Here is an 18,478-nt window from a genome sequence, read left to right as displayed (position 1 = left end):
CAGGGAAGGAAAGAAAAGGCGCGTTGGGATGCCAACGCGCCCGAGGGTCAAAGAAGCATCAACTCTGGTGGAGAATCAAGGCACCAGGAAGACCTTGCCCGTGCGTGGGTCGCGGACCTTCTGGCCGGGGGTGAAGTCACGCACGTCCACCATGTTCTCCGGCTTCTGGTCGGAACCGGGGGGATAGACGAAGCCTTTGCGGCCAGGGACCGGGGAGCCGTAGCTCGCCGGAGCCGTCGTGGTGGTCGTCGGCGGGGGCGGAGGCTGCGGAAGAGTTTCCGTGGTGGTGGTCGTCGTGGTCGTGGAAGGCTGCACCGAGTCCGGAGGAGGCGTGGTAGTCGTCGTCTCCGTGGTCTGGGTGGTCGTGGTGGCCGCACCAGGGGATGTCGTGCTGGCAGGCCCCTGCAGGTAACGCGACTGGCTGGAGGGCGGGTTGTCCAGCGAGTAACCGGCACCACGACGGCTTTCCGTGTCAGACGCACCGTAGGGCCAGGTGGACTCGCAGCTTGCGAAAGTCACGCAAACGGCGGCACCGAGGAAACGCAGGAGGTTGATGTGTTTCATGGGAGAAAGGGGGGTCAGGAGTTCACACGCATGGGCATGAGGACATACAGGAAGCTGCTGCCACTCTTAATCACACCCGGGCTGATTTCGTCAATGAGGTGAAGGTGTACTTCATCGCTCAGCAGATTGCGCAGGGGTGCCATGAGGAATTCCGGATTGAAGGCGACCGTCATGTCCACGCCCTTGTAGCTGATGGCCACGCTTTCACGGGCCTCACCGACGTCTGGCGAGTTGGCGACCACTTCGAGATTGTCCTTGGAAAAGTGGAGCTTCACCGAGTTCGACTTGTCGCTGAGGAGCAGCGACACACGAGCCAGCGTCCTGAGCAGGGGCTCGCGCTCGAGTGTGATACGTTCCTTGCTTTCTCCTGGAATCACCTGGCGGTAGTTCGGGTAGTTCCCTTCGATCAACTTGCTGGCGAGGAAATAGTTTCCAAGATCAAAGCCCACCTGGCCGGAAGCCACCTTCAGGGTGACCTCACCCTCGTCTCCGAGGAGGCGCTGGATCTCATTCACCGCCTTGGTCGGGATGATGATGTCACCCTCATGGCTCTGGGGAAACTCAAGCTCCTGCTCCACCATCGCGAGGCGGCGTCCGTCCGTAGCGACCATGGTCAGCATGTTGTCACGGAAGGAGCAGAGGATGCCATTCAGCACATAGCGAGTCTCGTCCGTGGAGATGGCGTAGGAAGTTTTGCGCAGGCACTCCTTGAGCACGCGCTGCTCGAGCTTGAACTCGCGGGCATCGTTGAAGGTCGGGAGCGGAGGGAACTCATCGTGGGCCAGTCCCATGAGCTTGAAGGAACTCGGGCCGCTGCGGATGTGAGCCACGTTCTTTTCGTCCACGGAGACATCGACTTCATCCGCGGGGAGCTCACGCACAATGGTGGCGAGGCGGCGGGCAGGCAGCGTGGTCGCGCCCCCCTCCTCCACCTCGGCCTTCACGGTGCCGCTGATGCCCACGTCCAAGTCCGTTGTGGCAAAAAGGAGCTCGCCCTTGCCCGCCTTGATGAGAACGTTGGACAAAATCGGCAGCGTGGTGCGTGTGCTGACGACGTGTTGCACCTGCTGGAGGGCGCTGAGATAGGCTTCCTTGCTGATCGAGAATTTCATGATCGGACTTGCGTACCTCTCTTAGCGAGAGGCCAAAATTAAGCAAGCATAATGGCGGAAATCGTCCGGCTGTCTAAAGGATTATCCTCCCGACCCACGCCACCGCACCCCATGGCTGCTAACCCGAAGAGTTTCAAGCAACGGGAGGAGTCAATTTTGACCCGTTTTGCCGGTTGAAAGCCGGGAGTGGAGGGAGGGTGGTTTGGGGGTAGCAGCCGCACGAATGTCAGCGATTGATCGAGACGCTGTGCCGAAGGCCTTGGACTGCAGCAGCCTGCTGCCGCTTTGAAGAGTCCACAGCCTGCTGTGGCGATGGTGACATGCACACGTGAGGCAACACGTCCTGAAGACTTGGCGACTTCGTCGCGGTGGAGCGTGCAGCAGGCTGCACTTGGGAAAGCGGCAGCAGGCTGCCGCAGTCCAAGGACGCTGCGCGTCACAGCGTCGGGATCTGTCGGGTATTCACGCGGGCCTCCCCCACTCCTCTCTGCTGAGGAGCAGGGTTTCATTTTTTCCGGGGCAACACCCTACACGGCCTTGCGAATCAAGTCCGTAACAGCAGCCACCTGCTGGCGGAACTCCTCACTTTCAGCAATGCGCTGGGTGATGGTTTTGCAGGCGTGGATGATGGTGCCGTGGTCTTTCCCTCCAAAGGCGTCGCCAATCTCCTTGAACGGAGACTTGGTGAGCTGGCGGGCCAGATACATGGCAATCTGGCGCGGCAGGGCGATGTTTGCCGGGCGCCGTTTGCTGTTCATGTCCGCGAGCCGGATGTCGTAGTGCTCGGCCACCACCTTCTGGATGATGTCGATGGTGATCATCCCGGTGGCAGGCTCCTCCAGGATGTCAGCCAACAGGCTGTTGAGCGTCTCCTTGGTGAGCGCAGTCTCAGTGGGCTTGCTGCGGTCCCCCGGAGAAGATGAGAGGGAAAGGTGACCCGCCACGCGCATGAGCGCGCCTTCCAGACGACGGACGTTCGTGCGGATGTTGTCCGCCAGATGCGTCAGCACCCAATCCTCCACCGGCACGGACCAGTCGCGAATCTTCTGACGCAGAATCGCCGTGCGTGTCTCCACATCGGGGGACTCGATCATGGTCGTCATCCCCCACTCAAAGCGGGAGACGAGGCGCTCTTCCAGGTTCTTGATCTCACTCGGTGCGCGGTCGCTCGTGAGGATGATCTGCTTGAAGGAATTGAACAGGTCATTGAAGGTGTGGAACACCTCCTCCTGAGTGCCCCCTTTGCCCGCGAAGAACTGGATGTCATCGATCATGAGGACATCCACCTTGCGGTACTTCTGGCGGAAGGCATTGACCTTGTGGAGGCGCACCGCCTCGATGTACTCATTCGTGAAAGCCTCGCTGGTGACATAGCGCACCACCTTGCGCGGCTTGTTCCGCAGAATCTCCTGGCCGATGGCCTGCATGAGATGGGTCTTGCCCAGACCCACGGAGCCGTGCAGGAAAAGTGGGTTGTACGTTTTTCCAGGCTTCTCCGCAACGGCACGGGCCGCGGCAAACGAGTACGAGCAGTTCGGACCCACGACGAAGGAGTCAAAGGAGAAGCGATGGTTCAGACCCGCATCCGAAAGGCTGCGCGCAAAGCGGGCCTCATCACGGAAGAGCGGCTCATCCGCGCCTGCCTCAATGACGGCAGGTGCCTCACGGCGGCGGTCCATGCTGCGGGCGGCTTCGCGAAGCTGCGGCCGCGACTCAACTGGTGTCTCGGGAACCACCATGAACTCGATCTCGCAATGTCCTCCCGCCACTTCAGCGATGGATGAAGACAACTGCTGCATGAAGTGCTCTTCGATCCAGTACTGGTGCATCAGGTTCGGCACTCGCAGCACCACTGGTGCTGGATCAAGCCGCTCGATGCTGACCTTGGAGAACCAACGATCAAAACTCAACGCACCAATCTTTCCGCTCAGATCCACAGCGGCCTTCTTCCAAGCCTTCACTTCAGGGCCAGGCTCAGGTACGCCAGGGAATTTGAGAGGGAGAAGTTCATCCTCCTCCTCGGGATCAGAATCACGACGGGACGTGCTCATGGCAAGCATTGTTGATGTCGTGAATTTCACTCCGCGGGGCTCAACTCTTTCGCTTCTGTTTCCTTCCTCACACAATCCCCGGCGGCGAAATTTTTGAAATTCATCCCTCTCGTTTAGGACTCATTCGAGAAAGTCACAAGATAATCTTCGAACATTTTGAAAACTCTTTTCAAACTTTCACCTTGCGTCAAAATTCAAAAAAAAGGCTTGCTGATTTGCTCGTGATTCCCCACGCCTTGTGCAGCCTTGCATGCAGCGCGGAATGAGGTTCCTTGAGTCATGTCCACGGCCTCCCCCACCCTTGACACGCTTGCCGAACTTTTGAAAAAACGGCTCGCGGTGATCGCTGATCATGAGCTTCGCCAACGCGATGCGGAGGCGCATCTTGCCGCGCTTCGTGGAGTCTCTGAAGCCATCGATGCAGAACATCAACGTCTGCGTTCACAGCTTGATGGACGCCTGCGCCACTTCCTGCAGCAGGCCAGTTATCAGAAGGCGCTGGAGTGGATTGAAGCTTCCAAGAGTTGATGGTCTATCGTTGATAGTTGATAGCCTGAAGAAGCTCAAGCTGGTTTGCTGCGAGCTCTGAGACTAACAGCTCTCACTCGTTGATGGCGCGGTGCACTTCACGTTGAGTGCCGACCAGATTCTGCATCCACAGCCTTCAGGCTATCAACCATCAACCATAGACCATCAACTTCCTCCGAAGAGCTCCCTCATCCTCCTCTTCCGCCACGCGAACATCATCGTGAGGTAGATGCGAAACAGCGTGATGCCAAACAGGTGGCCCAGCCAACCGCCGCGAGAGGCGTAGTGGATTTCATCCACCATTCTCGTGCGCATTTTATCCATCACTTCAAAGCGGTGGTGATGCACGAATGTTTTGAAGGGTCCCTCCATCATCTCATCCACCAACAAATGCGGTGGCTCGACGCGCTTCCACCGGCACTTCCAACACATGGGCAGGATGCCGAGCTCACGCATGCGCAACTCGATGACACCACCTTCCACGGCTCGCTCATCCGCGCGAAGCTCCACCAGTCTTGACGTCGGAGGCATGACCTTCGTCAGGTTTGCCGGATTGTTATGAAACTCAAACAACGCCTGCGGCGACGCCTCCAGGATGCACTCGGTGCGGAACGTGGGCATGGGGTGAGTGGATGCGAGGGACGGCGGGATTTACTCCCTCCTTGAAGACTTGCTACTTCCGCAAAATCTTCTCCATGACCTTCCCCTTGGCCAGCTCATCGATCAGCTTGTCCAGGTAGCGAATCTCCTGCATGGTGGGCTCTTCGATGTCCTCCACGCGGACGCCGCAGACGGTGCCCTTGATGAGGGTGCGCGAAGGGTTCAGCCGGGCCTCGCCAAAGAAAGTCTCGAAGTCTGTCTGCTTTTTCAGGTGGGTTTCCAGCTCCTTCTGGGTGTAGCCGGTCAGCCAACGGATGACTTCATCCACCTCTGCTTTCGCACGCCCCTTCTTCTCCGCCTTGGCCACGTAGAGGGGATACACGCTTGCGAAGCTGATGGTGTAGATGCGGTGCTTGGTCATGGGGCTTGCTTCCCTCCCGTGGGTCTCTGCGTCATCAGACCGAATGCCTCCAATAGTCAGAGCGAAGCACCGCCAACACCGCAAGGAGTACGGGAATACCAAACGGCAGCAGCACTGAAAACCAGAACCCAAGTCGAAAACAGGTGCGCCGGTATGACTCCGGGTCGCCAGGACGGATCACGAACTCCGACAGTGGGCCAATAAAGTAGAAGACATTGGCGACGCCTATCATGAACAAATATCCGAAGCCTTGGAAAAGAATCGTGAGGCCTGTAATCTCAAATTCAGCGTCTGCGGGCAGCATCACAAAACCAACGGCTGCGTAAGCGATGAAGGCTAGAATCCCAGCAACCACCAGTCCGATGTTGTAACGGATGCGACGCGCACGCCACCAGGCAAACGGAGGCGTGGCGGCGTCACTCACGATGCAAACGGTCTGCCAGCGCGCTCACCCCCTTACCGCGACACCTTCACCTGAGCCGTGTTGGCGGGTTTCACAGGCTCTGCCACAGGAATGGCCTTCGGCGCATCCGAGCCGGGAGCCTTTTCCTCCACCGGGATGGCTGGCATCGGTGGGTCCATGGCGAGCACAGGCCAGCCAGCTTCCATGTTCAGCTTCTTCGGCGGTGCAATCTCAATCGGCTGCTTCTCCGGCGTGGTGAAGCCGGTATAGGTCAGCGGAGTCACCGTGGCGCAGACGCCATCCGTGTCCCGATTGCGCTCCACATTGATCACGCAGCAGATGTGATTCTTGTTATCCAGGGTGAATTTCTGGTCGGGCTTGAAGGGTGCCTCAGCCGACTTCGCGCCGGGCAGCAGCAGTTCCACCTGCACGTCCTCCAGCTCTTCCGAGCGCGCACGGATGACCCAGCCATCCTGCATGACGTCCCCCTCTTTCAGGGGGCGGGCAAACATCACCACGTAGGTCCCTTTCACATACACCGGATTCTCGGCGATGTAGTTCATGATGTAGGACCGCTTCAGCAGATCATTGGCGAGATGGAGCTGCTCCGGATTGAAGTTGTAGTACTTCGCAAGGAGGTCGCGCGGCCCCACGAAGGCGCCGTTGGGAATCTTCAGCGGGTCAAACTTCTGAATCGGGTCCAGCTTCTCCAGCTTCGTCAGGAGGCGGTAGTGGAAGGGCTTCTCCGGATATTTGAAGACCATGATGCTGAAAAACCAGCAAAACGTGGCCAAGCCCATCAGCAGCGTGATGAGGATGGTCCACCAGAAAAGGCTGTTGTCGCGGCGCCCTTTGGCCAGCGAACCGCCTCCGCTGCTGCGCGAGCGGAAGTCGGAGCCATCATTGAGAAAGTGAATGCTCATGGAGGAACTTGATCGTCAGTCAGATGTCAGACCCGCCACACGCCAGGGTCCGGTATTCAACTCCCCTATAAAAAGTAACATTTTCCGGGGATTTAGGAAGGCAATTATTGTTCATGGGGCGTCCGCCTTTCGAGGTTCGAAGGAGGAGCCGCAGCCACAGGTCCGCTCGGCTTGGGGATTGTTTACCTTGAAGCCGCCATCACTCAGGCTGTCCGAATAGTCGATTTCCGAGCCATCCAGGAAGGAGAGGCTCTCGGGGTCCACGATGACCTGCACGCCACCCTCACCGTAGACCTGGTCGGCCGCGCCGGGAGTGTCGAGCTTCATGGCATACTCAAGACCGGCACAACCACCACGCTTCACCATGAGACGAAGTCCCGTGCCCGCAGCGGCGTTCTTGCTTTCCAAAAGCTCGCGCAGGTGTTTGACGGCATTCTCAGTGACGGCAATCATGACATGACAATAGTATACAGCATCGCGCATCCCAGACCTAGAGGCAGCTCGTCGAAATCCACAGGATTGCTCTGGCAACCCATGACAGATGAGCGCGGAAGACGCTATGATGGCTACGTAGCAAGTATTTGAATTGACGCAAACACGATGAGCAGAATTCGCATTCTCCCCGACGCACTGGCAAGCCAGGTGGCCGCGGGTGAAGTGGTGGAGCGACCCGCCGCAGTAGTACGTGAACTGGTGGACAACAGCATCGATGCCGGTGCCACACATGTGGAAGTGCATGTGCAGCGCGGAGGCTCCTCGCTCATCCGTGTGGTGGACAATGGCCATGGCATGGGGCGCGAGGATGCGCTCCTCTGCCTGGAGCGCCACGCGACCAGCAAAATCCACACCAAGGAAGACCTCGCCTCCATCCGCACGCTTGGCTTCCGTGGGGAGGCCATGCCCAGCGTGGCGAGTGTGTCCCGATTCCGCCTCGCCACTCGCGAGCCAGATGCCCTGGCAGGCACCGAAGTGGAAGTGCATGGAGGAAAAATGCACGCCGTGCGCGACTACGGCGGAGCCCCCGGCACCGTGGTGGAGGCGCGGTCCCTCTTCTATAATATACCGGCGCGTCGCAAGTTCCTCCGCTCGGAGGCAACCGAGTACGCGCACGTGGAGCAGCAGTTCCGCGTGCATGCGGTGGCGAATCCCCGAATCGCCTTCACCCTGGTGCGGGATGGCGAGGTGCTCTTCCACCTGCCTGCCACGGACAGCCTGCTGGCGCGCATCGAGGGCCTGTGCGGTGCGGACATGGCACGTCGACTCTATGAAGTGGAGCCCTTCACCCTGCAGGGCGTGACCGTGCAGGGCTACATCGCCGGACCCGGCGTGAGCCGGGCAAACCGCCAGATGCAGTTCACCTTCCTGAACAAGCGCTCGGTGGACAGCCCCACGCTCGCCTACGGCCTGCGCGAGGCCTACCACACGGCGCTGATGAAGGGCCAGCACCCCATCACCTTCCTCTACCTGGAGATGGAGCCGGACACCTTCGATATCAACGTGCACCCGGCGAAGAAGGAAGTGCGCTTCCACAATGGCTTCGGCGTGCGCGAGGCCGTGGTGCAGGCCGTGCGCCGCACCCTGGAGGCCGCCACCCGGCTCTCCACCGGCCATATGCCCATGCCGCAGGCACGGAGTAGCGCCCCGCAGATTCCCGCCGCGGAGGAAGTGCAGACCGACTTGGCGATTCCCGAGCGGGAGAAGTTTGAGTTGCGGAAGGATTGGAGTGCGATGCCGAGGCAGACCGCTGGGGCCGCAGCAACACCCTTCGCCGCACCCCTGGCAAAGCAAGAGCTCACGCGCCCGCCTGTCTCCCCTGCCCATGAGGAAGACGAAGTAGACGCAGTCGTCACCGCGCGCAGCAGCACACCGTTCCCTTCCCCCGTTCCGGCGCTTGTTCCAGCTCCCGAGCTGGAAGCAACCTCAGATCTCCCCGTCTCCCCCTCCCCATCTCCGTCCCTCCCCGCCTCCGACTCTCCCCGTCTCCCCGTCTCCCCGTCTCCCACTCTCCCCTCTTCATCCTCCACCCCCTCCCCCGGCTCCTTCCGCATCCTCGGCGTCCTGCACAAGCTCTACGTCCTCATGGAAAACGCCGAGGGCCTCGTGCTCATGGACCAGCATGCCGCCCATGAACGCGTGCTCTTCGAGCAGATGCGTCGCGCCATGGAGACCGAGGGCGTCCCCTCCCAGCGCCTGCTCATCCCCCTCACCATGCAGACCACCCCGCGGGACTTCGACATCCTCAGCCGCAACCTCCCCGTCCTGCACAAGCTCGGCATCGAGGCCGAGCCCTTTGGCACGAACGCCTTCAAGCTCGACGCCCTCCCCGCCTTCGTGAAGACCGATGACCCCCTCGGCCTGCTCCGCGACGTGCTGGACGAACTCGCCGGCGCCGGTTCCAAGACCTCCGCCCTCCGCCTCGGCGAGGACATGATCGCCACCACCGTCTGCCGCCACGCCGTGAAGGCGAATGACAACCTCCGCGACCCCGAGCTCAAGAAGCTCCTGGAAGACCTCCTCGCCTGCGAAATGCCCTACTGCTGCCCGCATGGCCGGCCGACGCTGATACAGATTTCACTGCCGGAGCTGGAGCGGAAGTTTGGACGGAGGGCGCCGTGAGAGGGGGTATGCAGCGTGGTGGTCCGCACACTCCGTTGTGCGGTCACGCCTGCATGGCCCTTGATAGCCCAAGCTCTAGAACACGACACGCGAGCTGAGGATGGTGAAGCAGGAGTGACGCCTCTCCACACCCAACGTGCTGCATGCAGTCACCCGCTGACCGCACACGGAGTGGGCGGACCACCATGTAACGCATTCGAAGCTCTGTCCCGGAGGGATTGCGGCCGGTAGCCGGTGCGTGGAGGGAGTATCGACGACCGCAACCACCGGATCACATGGCAAAAAATTCCGTGGCGTCCCGGAGGGCACGCCGGAAAGTTGCTCCATGGACTCTACGCACCTTTCCCTCAATTACCATGTCATCTTCTCAACCAAGGACTGTCACCCTTGGTTCGCACCCAGCGTTCGTCCGCGTATCCCACACACGTCACCCCCTTGTGCTTGCCTGACACGGTTCTTGGCGTCAGGGTTACACATCCGCATGCATTAGAATATAGGAGCATATGGTGACACCTATTCCTGAAGACAGCATCAAGCGCCTGTGGATCACGGCGGGACATGGAGAGTTGTGGGGCTCAAAGGGTACCTACGGCTTCGTTGAGTATCGACGTCTGCCGACGCTGCCTCCGATCCGTTCGAATTTCGACTGGCTCTCGGCACTTCCCAAAAGGGACTACAATTCCACGTTGGACAGTCCTGAAAACAAAGTGGAGAGCTTCCCAAGCATCGAAACCGGGCTTCAGTCACTCGGTTTTCAGGTGCCTCAGGAACTGAAGATGCTCATCACATGGCCTGAGATACAGGTCCAGATACCGACGTGCACCGACTGCTACCTGGAACTCTCCGACGCCGTGACCCCGCTTCCGGGCTATCCGGACAGCTACGTTGTGCGTTTCATGAACGACTCCCAGTGTTGCGTGATGTGGTATCTGCTTTTCCAACGCAACAAACCAGTCAGGGTGCTGGCCAGTGTGTATTTCATCGAAAAGGACATCTTTGATGCCATGCAATACGAAGTCGGGGAGGATGGTGATCTGCTTCGCTATGAAGGTGTGCTCGCCGACAGTTGCATTTGCGCGGAGTCCCTCGGCGAGTTCCTGTTCCGCTTTTGCATCGAGAATGCCATCTGGATTGCCACTCACAACAATCAAGAGCTTTCACCACTTGAAACCGACTACATGATGCAGGCGAGGGGGAGCGCTTGAGATTGCGTCCAAGGACTATCGCCCATCAACCACCCCACCCAAAAACAAGAAAGCGGACCCGCAGGTCCGCTTTCTTCGATGCAAAGGATGTTCAGTCAGTCGCTGGTGGGACGGCTCACTTCATGTCCACCTGGAATCCTGCCGGCAGCAGGCCGCCGTCAGAATGCTGGATGGTGATGGGGGGAAGGATGTAGCTGCTGTCCTGGTCGGCGATGGTCTCATCTCCGAAGCCACCCTGATAGTGGCGGGACATGAGCTGGCGTTGCAGGGTCAGGTAGCGGCTCACCTCTTCCTGCGAGATGGGCTCCACGCCTTCAAGAACCTTAACCTTGCTCACTTCAAAGCCGCGCTCACCTGAGGAGGCGGGCTTGAAGATGAAGAATACAGCCACCAGCGCCATCACCGTGGCACCAGCGAAGCCCCATTTGGGAGCGAAAAGACCTTCAAAGTAGGTGTTGATTCGCTCCCAGAGAAGGCCCCGGGCGGACTGTTGTAGCAATTCGGCTCTCTGCCGATGTTGGAGCCGACCTACGAAATCGTCCACGAAACCGGGTGGTGGCTGCTCGTGACGTTTGAGGCGGATGAGTCGCTGGATGTCTTCGAAGTCACTCATGAGTTGTTCACAGCTAACGCGTTTCTACTCTCCACGGCGGTTTTGTTTTTCATCTATTGTCGGAACTCTTCAAGGAAATTTTGCAGCTGCCTGTGGGCGTAGAACAGGCGCGAACGCACGGTCCCCTCGCTGACTCCCAGGATCTTGCTGATTTCGGCGTGCTGCAGACCCTGGATGTCGTAGAGGGTCACGACGGTCCGGTGGTCTTCAGACAGCTTCATCATGGCCTCGTTCAAACGTTTCTGGAGCTCATGGATGTTTACGTCCTTCAGGGGATTGCCCCCGGAAGTGAGCTTGATGAAATCGGGATCATTCTGGATGCCGCTGTCCACGTCATCCAGGCTGAGCTTCGTGTGCCGGTTCCGCTTTTTCAGGAAGTTCAGCGTCATGTTCACGCTGATGGAGTAGATCCACGTGTAGAAGGTACTCTTCCCCTGGAAGCGCTTCAGGGAACGGTAGGCCTTCGCAAAGATGTCCTGCAGCAGGTCCGCAGTGTCATCCCGGTTGCTGGTCATGTTGTACACCAGCCCGTACAGCTTGGGCGTGTATTTCCGTACCAGGTCGTCGAAGGCCCGCGTGTCTCCGGTCTGGGCACGCACTACGAGTTCCTGGTCGGGGTCTGGGTTGAGAGGACGGTCTGACATCGCCATTCCCGCGTGGGAGCGCGGGCACCAAGTTAGAGAAACATGCGAGGGCAGCCCCGCGCAAGTCTTTCTTATACATGCTATCGCACCGCGACAGCCCGGTCAGCGCTTCTCCCGGCGCAAGCGGACGGCCACGGCATCAGTATGAGGCAGGATACGCTTACGGAGAAGGACTTCCACGGCTCTGACCCGATCATCCCGCAAAAAGTGGCCCACAAGGTCGGCAGCCAAGGTTTCGAGAAGCTGACGGGGACGCGAGGCCGCCAGGGCGGTGGCCTCATTGGCAGCGCGTTCATAATCGAGGGTACTATCAAGCTCATCCTGCATTTTGTCGAATTCCCCCTCCAAAGTGACAGTGATGTCTGCGCGGACCGTCTGCCAGGCAGCGCGCTCCGTCTCAGGTACGCCGATGCGCACCGGCATTTCCAAGCCAAGGATGTGGATTTCGTCGCCAGTCATGGGGGGCAGAAGAGTGGATCGTTGAGGGTGGGGAGTTGAGAGCTTGGGGCTGCGGCTGTGGGTGCTTCAGGGCTGGAGAGCGCCCACCACTTGGGTGGGAGCCAGGCCGCGGCGTTCCATCTCTTCCATCAGCACGCGGGTGGGAATGTTCAACTCCATCCGCATCGCATCCGCCCATGGCAGCCATTGGAAGGCCTCGGCCTCATCATTGAGTACGACTTGCGGCAGCGATTCGAGGCAGCGGGCGGTGTAATTCAGCAGCAAAAAGTGGGCGCTGCGCATGAACTCGGGCGGCTCCACACAGTCCTGCACCATGACGAAGGTCACCTCCCCCAGTGCCAGTCCGGTCTCCTCCAGCACCTCGCGGCGCAGGGCGGTTTCACAGGATTCACCACGTTTGATTTTCCCACCCGGGATGCCCCAGCGGTGGCTCCACTTGTGGGTACGCAGCAGCAGAACCTCATCCCGATGATTCGTGATGAGCGCGCCCACGGTGGCGACAGGGAAATGGTGGCCATGATTCGCGAGCTGCACATGCCACCCACCGAGCAGGCGCGGCAGCCGGGAAAGGTCCGGCACCAGCACATCTGGATGCGCCTGCATGAGCACAACGGCGCTGTCATACCCGGTGCAGGTGGCGATGCTCAGCACGCCGGCGGAGTGGGCGGACTCCATGTCATGTCGCATGTCTCCGATGAAAGCCGTCTCCTCCGCAGCCATCTCATGCTTTTCGAGCAGCAGGCGAATACCCTCCCGCTTGTCCACGACGCCGCAGAAGGCGTCCTCAAAAAAATCCCGCACGCCATTCGCTCTCGCCTGTGCCTCGAAGTGCTCCTCCGGTGCGCTGCTCAGCAGCACGATGCGGCGCCCCGTGGCTGCGGCGTACTGCAGGAACTCCCGCGCATGCGGCAGCAGCGGCACGGCGGCGGAGTCCGCAGGGAAGTGCGCCATGTAGATCTCCTTCACTGTCTCGATGCAGGCATCCGGCAGCATCTCCTTGTAGAACTCCGTGTACGGCAGACGAAACACGGCACGGAACTCCTCCCGGCTCAGCGCCACCCGGCCATGATGCACCAGCACCCCATTGGTCGCATGCAGCACTCCTGCGAGATCATCTGCCAGCGTACCAGACCAATCGAAGATGAGATTGCGGATCATTCAGGGAGTGAGGTGGCGTGCGATGGGATGATGCAGGGAAGAGGAATATGGAGAGGGATGGCGGGGAGCAAAGTGGGAAGGTGTTGGGCGCTGCAAAAGTATCATGGCCCACGACCCACCAACTGAAGATGGGTGAGTTTGGGTGCAGGGTGATCAACACAGAGACGCAGAGACACAGAGGAAACTTCGGAGACTGAAAAAATACAAATGCGTCTCCTGCATTTCCATTCCGAGTCAGTTTCATTCTCAGTCTCCGAAGTTCCCTCTGCGGCTCCGTGTTTGATTCGTCCTGCCGTCCTCACCCTTCGGGCCGCTTCGCAGTCGTCTCGCTCCGCTCGGCGCTGCGTTGAATCCAATGCAACCCGCCACACCCAGCACTCTCATGCCAACCCGTGCACGCATTTGATTTTCCCCGACACATGCACGATCTTTGAAACCATCACACACATTTCTCACGCTCCTCCATGAACTCCCTCTTTGTCATCGCTCCCTACAAATATGAAGGCATCTGGGTCTTTGATGATCCCAGCGTGGGTCTCGTGCAGGAACCCTTCGTCAGTGGAGCGGACACCATTCTCGATGTGCTCACGGAGGACATTCCCAATGCAGGCGAAGGCTTCCGTCTGGTGTTCTCGCTCGATCCGTTTCCCGGATACACCGCGCGCTTCGTGTGGAACCGGCCCGAGTTCAGCGGGAACTGGTACACCTGGCCCGAGCGGAATATGGAGGGATGGCTTTGCCCCGCCCTCTTCAAGTACTTCGAAGACGCGCCCAAAGAAATCTATGTGAAGGCATCCGCAAAGTAGTGCGACGTGACCACTTTGCTTCTCCACAAAAAAGAAGAAGGGAGCGGCGAACCGCTCCCTTCCATGATTCAAGTTGTTCTACTGAAGACGAGAGCTATCCCCCGAATTACAGCGTGAACTTCAGACCGACGCGGATGAGGGTGAAATCACCGTCATCTTCACCCCAGTGATAGGCGCCGTCAGCGAAGATGCCGAGGCAGTTCACTTCGGGGAGGCGGGCTTCGAGACCGCCGCCGACGAACCAGTTCCACTCTTCGAAGGAGTTGGTGGCATAGCCGCCACCACCCATCACATACGGAGCGACGCAGATGGAGGTGATGGGATAACGCAGCACCAGGGCGCCATCAAATTCATGATGCTCGCTGTTGGTGGCGAAGATGCCATAGCTACCCTGAATACCAACGTACTCATTGAAGAAGTACTCAACGAGTACACCTCCGCCGAGAGCGTCGTCTTCACCTTCTTCAGGAAGGATACCGGCACCGAAGAGGCCGAAGGTAAGACCAGGGCCAAAGCAATCGCAGCCAGCCGGAGGCGGCGGGATCACGGGAGCTTTGGGGTTCTTGACATAGGCTTCGCCCGCATGCGCAGTGGCGGCGAGCACGAGTGCTGCGAACAGTGTCGTGATGATTTTCATGGTTTGAGGAGTTAGTTGGTTGGCAGTTGAGAGCATGCCTGAACCTGACGGTCCCGAGATGCGCTTCAGAATCGTAGCAGCGTTTGCCTGCGGTTGCCTAGTATGAAATAATTTTTTTACGACCCCTCTAAAGTCGGCTTTTCAGGGTCAACCTGATACGGATATCAGGGGGCCATTGCTCCATCAAATGTTTGGATTTCCCCAGTGAAATGGCTGTTTGAGAGGCCTGGACACGAGCGCCCCTTCAGGCTGCGTGTGCAGTCAAGGTGAACTATCGTTCATATAAGCCCTTGGGCCTATGGGCTCGCTCCGACCCCCAAGGGGTAGCTTTATTTGAACATTACGGCTCGGGCCTGTCTGAGGGCTCCAACACCCCTGCTGCCGGGAGGTCAGGGAGGAGGGCGGGATGGTTTGGGGCAGGGCGTTTGCTCTATAAGTTCACCTATTGCCATCACAACTTCGGTCATCCATGCCATCCTAAAATAGCGGCTTGGTCATGTGGGTGTGAAGCATGAGCCGTTTGCATTGCGGAAGGTCCAAGAAACGGGAACGCCTCGTTCCCGCTCCTCGGGCCTATGCGATGTCTTTCACTGAAGAGCTAACCTTGGAAGAAGACGACGCGCTCTTTGCCAAGAGAACCCCAGAGTTATTCAAGGCGCATGCGTAACGCCACGCTCATTCAAACGCACCAACCATTTTCACCACGGTATCCCACACACAAAAAACCGGCGCAGGGGTTGCCTGCGCCGGTTTGCATTCCAAACCTCACTCACTCACTCAACACACCACGGTGCTCTCCATCATTCCATTCCTCACCTACTCCGCCCGGTAGTAGCCATCGGGATTGTACATCCAGTAGCAGTCCATCGGATTCAGACGTGGGAGAGACATGTAGAGGCGACCCTTTTCATCACGGACCTCAGCGGTGGCGCGACCCGTGGCGGGAGCGCTGTCATTGGCCATGGTGCGCAACTCGCCCTTGGCACCCACACCCACATCAGGATGCATGAGCAGGCCAGTCTCCTCGATTTCTTCCACGACCATATCCACCCACTTCAGCTTCTGCGCTTCATCAGCGAACTCACTCCAATCACCAGTCGAGGCGTGGGCGTACATCTGCTTGATAAACTCCTCGCGAGTCACGCCCATCTTCTGTGCCACCGGCTCGGCGAGACGGCGCCACCATTCGTTCATCTCCTTCACCCACTCCTGCTGCTGCGTGAGATTGCCACCGCCCAGACCAGAAATCTGGTGATGCAGGATGACGGCATTCGGATACGCATATGATTTTTCTGCCAGCGTGGTGAGGCACGCTGCCATGCTCGCGGCAAAGGACTTCACCACCACATACACCGGAGCCTCGCTGCCCTTCATGGCTTTGAGAATCTTGTAGCCCGCCATCACGGAACCACCAGGCGAGTCATCGATCACGATGAACATGGGCAGCTCGCGATCACGATTGTTGAAGTAATTGATACGAGCCACAATCTGGTCCGCCGAAGCCATGGTGATGGGGCCATTCAGCGGGATGCGCCGGTCGGAGAGCACCAGCTTGTTCCCTTGAAACGGATCCTTCAGATAGATGGGTTGCTTGAGCGCATAGTTGCGCGATTCCGCCTGCTGCTTGTCCAGGTCAATCTCAGAGGCCAGCTTCGCGATCTCCAGCTTCGCGGCATTCTCCACGGAGCGAATGGCGGCGAACTGTGTCTCCGCCTCGGCCTTGGCGATGTTGCTCTCCAGCGTGACCTTTTCGAACTGCTTCTTCAGCGCGGCGAGCTCCTGGTCCTGCTTGGTCTTGTCCTGATAGTCCTTGAGTTCTTTGCGAGCCTTGAGCTCATCCAGCTCGGCCTGTAGGCGGGCAGTGGCCAGCTTGCTCTCGGAGAGCTCCTTGTCCAGCGTCGCCTGGGCGAGGGTGACTTCCGCCGTAAGCTTCTCCTTTTGAAGGCTCAGTCGCTGCACCTCGTCGCGCATGGCCTGCAGCGGGTCCGGGGTGGGAACTGGTGCAGGAGTGGCTTGGGGGACGGGTTCCGTCACCTCACCGGGGGGGAGGCCCGCAGCATGGGAAACAGTCACTGGGATGCTGGTGGTAAGCACCGCCAGCGGCATCACGAGCGCGATGAACTTGTTGGGACGCATTTGGTTATCTGATGTTCGATGTGTGGCTTTTGATCACGGGGCATGACTGTCCCGCAGGGAGAGTAAGAGGGCTGTCGGCAGTGGGAGGTCTGCCGTAAGACTTTGGCTTGGGAGGAGCCTGGCTACATGCCAGCCCCGGGTGTTCCAGGGAGTCTCGCATTTCGCTGGCAGCTATTGCAGCGATCATGCCAGACTTAGTAAAGATTTTTTTGAGGAATCTCAATGAGTCTGGACATTATCGTGCACGCTGCACGAGAAGCCAAGAGTGCGAGGCTCTTATGCATCTCAATCAGCGCACGGATAGATACGCCGTGAGCTCCAGATATCTAACGCCACTTGGCACGAATGTGAGCACTGCGAATGGCAATGGTGATCATGCAGGGAAGGACCACAAGCGGCCACAACTCAGGCCTGAGCGTTGTCGCAAAGCAGCAAAGCAACCAAGACTGAAGGAACGGAGGTTAGGCCTTCCGGCCTGACAGTGGGCGTTGGGTCTTCTGACCCGACAGCTGATACTTCAATTCATCCTTGCTGCTCTGCTGCTTTTGCTGCTTTGCGTTAAAAACCATCCACACTCTCAGTCCACTAAGCGTCACACCACTCCCCCAACCCCTCACAACCTCTCCCACTTCAACTTCTTCAGCACCTTATCAAACCCCAATCCCGTGCCCTCACGATCCACCTGCAGCACGCCGCCCTTCGACTTCATCCTTCCAAAGAAATCATCCTGCGCGAAGAGGTGCTCCGTGCTGAGCCCGCAGAGGTCGAGCCTCTCTCCCAACTCCTGCCACGCCACAGCGGCCTCATAGGCGGCGAAGCTCTGGCCGATCGCGTGGTCCATGGCGGAGGTCATGACCACGCGCGTGTACCTGGGCAGCTCGCTCACGAGGTCGCGCCATTCACGGCGTCCCGGCTTGAGCACGGCCACATCATAGCCTTCATAAGAGCCGCGCAGTTGTTTATCCAGCGCGAGCCGCACCCGATAGCGCTCCTGCATTCCCATCCATGCTCCCGGCTCGTAGGGAAACGGGTCCTCCACATAATCCAGCCGCTCACGCACCCGCGGCGTCATCCACTCCATGAAGTTGCGGAACTGCTGCGGCTCCAGGCAGGAGTTGAAGTCCACGCGCAGACGAATTTCACCCGTGGTGTCCTTCGAGGCGAAGCTGTCCATCCAGCGCAAGACCTCACCCACATTCGCCCAGCCCTTGGTCTTGATGGCCTGCCACCCCTCGTCGATCACGCGCTTGATCTGCGGCGGACTGGCCTGGTTCTGGTCCCACGAATAGTGGCACAGCGGAATCTCCAATCCTGCAAACAAACTCACCCCACGCCGGCGCGCTGCGCCATCCACCGCCGCCATGTGCAATGCACGCTCGATGACCTTCGACGTGCCCCCCTCACGCAGGATGGAGAGTTGCTCCTCAATCGGCGGGTCGCCAAACTCCGGCCACGGATGCAGGCAGCCAATGCCCACCTCATCCACCTTGATGAGCGCCCCATGAAAATCACGCCGACGCGACACCGCATTCAACGAGCCGCGGGAGTAGAGGGTGTAGGGGTGGTAGTGGATGCTCAATGGGCTGAGGCCAAGTTTTACTT

Annotated in this window: 19 protein-coding genes; 4 read left to right on the top strand and 15 right to left on the bottom strand. The window is 59.1% G+C overall.

The window, feature by feature from the left end:
* Positions 1-75 precede the first annotated feature (75 nt).
* The 3 genes from DES53_RS33505 to dnaA form a co-directional block, all read right to left on the bottom strand.
* A complete protein-coding gene (locus tag DES53_RS33505) occupies positions 76-564 on the bottom strand; it encodes a hypothetical protein (protein WP_211325549.1) in 489 nt (162 codons plus the stop codon).
* A 14-nt stretch (positions 565-578) separates the two neighbouring features.
* Positions 579-1,676 (bottom strand): DNA polymerase III subunit beta, encoded by a 1,098-nt coding sequence (gene dnaN, locus DES53_RS14195; RefSeq protein ID WP_113958922.1) that lies wholly within the window; start codon positions 1,674-1,676, stop codon positions 579-581.
* 527 nt (positions 1,677-2,203) lie between these two features.
* Positions 2,204-3,727: a chromosomal replication initiator protein DnaA gene (gene dnaA, locus DES53_RS14190; RefSeq protein WP_170157111.1), complete on the bottom strand. Its 1,524-nt coding sequence runs from the start codon at positions 3,725-3,727 to the stop codon at positions 2,204-2,206.
* A gap of 279 nt (positions 3,728-4,006) precedes the next feature.
* On the opposite strand from dnaA, the gene DES53_RS14185 reads away from it, so the two are divergent.
* On the top strand, positions 4,007-4,255 hold the full coding sequence (locus DES53_RS14185; protein ID WP_113958920.1) for a hypothetical protein: 249 nt from the start codon (positions 4,007-4,009) through the stop codon (positions 4,253-4,255).
* Positions 4,256-4,420: 165 nt separating this feature from the next.
* Here the strand turns inward: DES53_RS14185 and DES53_RS14180 are convergent, their stop codons facing one another.
* The 5 genes from DES53_RS14180 to DES53_RS14160 form a co-directional block, all read right to left on the bottom strand.
* Entirely contained in the window at positions 4,421-4,876 is a 456-nt protein-coding gene (locus tag DES53_RS14180; RefSeq protein WP_113958919.1) for an SRPBCC family protein, read from the bottom strand.
* A gap of 52 nt (positions 4,877-4,928) precedes the next feature.
* Complete coding sequence (locus DES53_RS14175; RefSeq protein ID WP_113958918.1) at positions 4,929-5,276, bottom strand: DUF2200 domain-containing protein; 348 nt, start codon at positions 5,274-5,276, stop codon at positions 4,929-4,931.
* 34 nt (positions 5,277-5,310) lie between these two features.
* Positions 5,311-5,700, bottom strand: a complete 390-nt coding sequence (locus DES53_RS14170; RefSeq protein WP_113958917.1) for a hypothetical protein — start codon at positions 5,698-5,700, stop codon at positions 5,311-5,313.
* A 32-nt stretch (positions 5,701-5,732) separates the two neighbouring features.
* Entirely contained in the window at positions 5,733-6,602 is an 870-nt protein-coding gene (locus DES53_RS14165) for a hypothetical protein (protein WP_113958916.1), read from the bottom strand.
* A gap of 111 nt (positions 6,603-6,713) precedes the next feature.
* Positions 6,714-7,055 carry a HesB/IscA family protein gene (locus tag DES53_RS14160; RefSeq protein WP_113958915.1) on the bottom strand — a complete coding sequence of 114 codons (342 nt, stop codon included), beginning with the start codon at positions 7,053-7,055 and terminating at the stop codon, positions 6,714-6,716.
* A 147-nt stretch (positions 7,056-7,202) separates the two neighbouring features.
* On the opposite strand from DES53_RS14160, the gene mutL reads away from it, so the two are divergent.
* Positions 7,203-9,218: a DNA mismatch repair endonuclease MutL gene (gene mutL, locus DES53_RS14155; RefSeq protein WP_113958914.1), complete on the top strand. Its 2,016-nt coding sequence runs from the start codon at positions 7,203-7,205 to the stop codon at positions 9,216-9,218.
* 503 nt (positions 9,219-9,721) lie between these two features.
* The gene (locus DES53_RS14150; RefSeq protein WP_113958913.1) at positions 9,722-10,423 is read left to right on the top strand and encodes a hypothetical protein; all 702 of its coding nucleotides are present in this window, start codon (positions 9,722-9,724) and stop codon (positions 10,421-10,423) included.
* Between the two features lie 115 nt (positions 10,424-10,538).
* On the opposite strand, the gene DES53_RS14145 is transcribed toward DES53_RS14150, so the two are convergent.
* The 4 genes from DES53_RS14145 to DES53_RS14130 form a co-directional block, all read right to left on the bottom strand.
* Positions 10,539-11,036, bottom strand: a complete 498-nt coding sequence (locus tag DES53_RS14145) for a hypothetical protein (protein WP_113958912.1) — start codon at positions 11,034-11,036, stop codon at positions 10,539-10,541.
* A gap of 53 nt (positions 11,037-11,089) precedes the next feature.
* Positions 11,090-11,680, bottom strand: a complete 591-nt coding sequence (locus tag DES53_RS14140) for an RNA polymerase sigma factor (RefSeq protein ID WP_170157110.1) — start codon at positions 11,678-11,680, stop codon at positions 11,090-11,092.
* A 102-nt stretch (positions 11,681-11,782) separates the two neighbouring features.
* Positions 11,783-12,139, bottom strand: coding sequence for a dihydroneopterin aldolase (locus DES53_RS14135; protein ID WP_113958910.1), 357 nt, complete (start codon positions 12,137-12,139; stop codon positions 11,783-11,785).
* Positions 12,140-12,205: 66 nt separating this feature from the next.
* On the bottom strand, positions 12,206-13,297 hold the full coding sequence (locus DES53_RS14130; protein ID WP_113958909.1) for an NUDIX domain-containing protein: 1,092 nt from the start codon (positions 13,295-13,297) through the stop codon (positions 12,206-12,208).
* Positions 13,298-13,761: 464 nt separating this feature from the next.
* Between DES53_RS14130 and DES53_RS14125 the strand changes: the two genes are divergently transcribed.
* On the top strand, positions 13,762-14,103 hold the full coding sequence (locus DES53_RS14125; protein ID WP_113958908.1) for a DUF6717 family protein: 342 nt from the start codon (positions 13,762-13,764) through the stop codon (positions 14,101-14,103).
* 106 nt (positions 14,104-14,209) lie between these two features.
* Here DES53_RS14125 and DES53_RS14120 read toward each other — a convergent pair whose 3' ends face one another.
* The 3 genes from DES53_RS14120 to DES53_RS14110 form a co-directional block, all read right to left on the bottom strand.
* Complete coding sequence (locus DES53_RS14120) at positions 14,210-14,740, bottom strand: outer membrane beta-barrel protein (RefSeq protein WP_170157109.1); 531 nt, start codon at positions 14,738-14,740, stop codon at positions 14,210-14,212.
* An 816-nt stretch (positions 14,741-15,556) separates the two neighbouring features.
* Positions 15,557-16,876: an ATP-dependent Clp protease proteolytic subunit gene (locus DES53_RS14115; protein ID WP_113958906.1), complete on the bottom strand. Its 1,320-nt coding sequence runs from the start codon at positions 16,874-16,876 to the stop codon at positions 15,557-15,559.
* 613 nt (positions 16,877-17,489) lie between these two features.
* Positions 17,490-18,455: an enolase-like domain-containing protein gene (locus DES53_RS14110; RefSeq protein WP_113958905.1), complete on the bottom strand. Its 966-nt coding sequence runs from the start codon at positions 18,453-18,455 to the stop codon at positions 17,490-17,492.
* Positions 18,456-18,478 lie beyond the last annotated feature (23 nt).

Origin of the sequence: Roseimicrobium gellanilyticum (assembly GCF_003315205.1) — a bacterium.
Classification (GTDB): domain Bacteria; phylum Verrucomicrobiota; class Verrucomicrobiia; order Verrucomicrobiales; family Verrucomicrobiaceae; genus Roseimicrobium; species Roseimicrobium gellanilyticum.
Note: the sequence above shows the minus strand (reverse complement) of the source record. Positions and strands in the feature narration are given on the sequence as shown.